The organism is Bartonella sp. PS17NMGDW, from assembly GCF_042193555.1.
Lineage (GTDB): Bacteria > Pseudomonadota > Alphaproteobacteria > Rhizobiales > Rhizobiaceae > Bartonella > Bartonella grahamii.
Genome location: NZ_JBHILY010000111.1, coordinates 1 through 505, shown reverse-complemented (window position 1 = coordinate 505; position 505 = coordinate 1). Strand labels below are relative to the sequence as shown.

The 505-nt window shown below is 44.0% G+C and carries 1 protein-coding gene and 1 pseudogene; both read right to left on the bottom strand.

Annotated features, from left to right (window positions below; all coding sequences use genetic code 11):
• Window positions 1-239 (bottom strand): annotated as a pseudogene (locus ACFIJK_RS09555) (late control protein); the annotation flags it as partial.
• Window positions 239-493: a tail protein X gene (locus tag ACFIJK_RS09550; protein ID WP_375627618.1), complete on the bottom strand. Its 255-nt coding sequence runs from the start codon at window positions 491-493 to the stop codon at window positions 239-241. The pseudogene ACFIJK_RS09555 and the gene ACFIJK_RS09550, both read right to left, overlap by 1 nt.
• Window positions 494-505: the final 12 nt, after the last annotated feature.

Genomic DNA, 505 nt, shown 5'->3' with positions numbered 1-505 from the left:
TCGACAACAAAACACCCCATAAAAGCACTGATGCTGTTCTCATAACCAAAGATCACCTGGAGCGCACTGTTGCTTGAGGGAACCTCTAAATCATTGCCACTATCATCAAACTCTGCTTCAAATGTATCGGCTTCATTACCGGCATGGTCCGTAATGGTTGCGGTTAAAAGACGCTGGTAAAAAACCTCATGAACAGGTTTATCTCCCACCTTGACCACAATAAAGGGGTATGTGCGCATTAATCCCATAACCGCTTCACCATGCTTTGGGGATTAGACAACACAAACTCAGGCAAAGTAACCTTTAAGCCCCGCGGTAAAAACACACCATATTTGGCAATCTCTGGATTAGCTTCCAAGGTGGCTTCTAAATAACCGTTTAGTGCCCCAACTTGGATTCGGTCTCTGAACACTGCCATGACATGGTGAAAGCAGATAAGATCAAGACTCATATCCTCTAGCTCTACAACAACATGCTTTTCTGGTATCTTCATAGAATTTGTCCC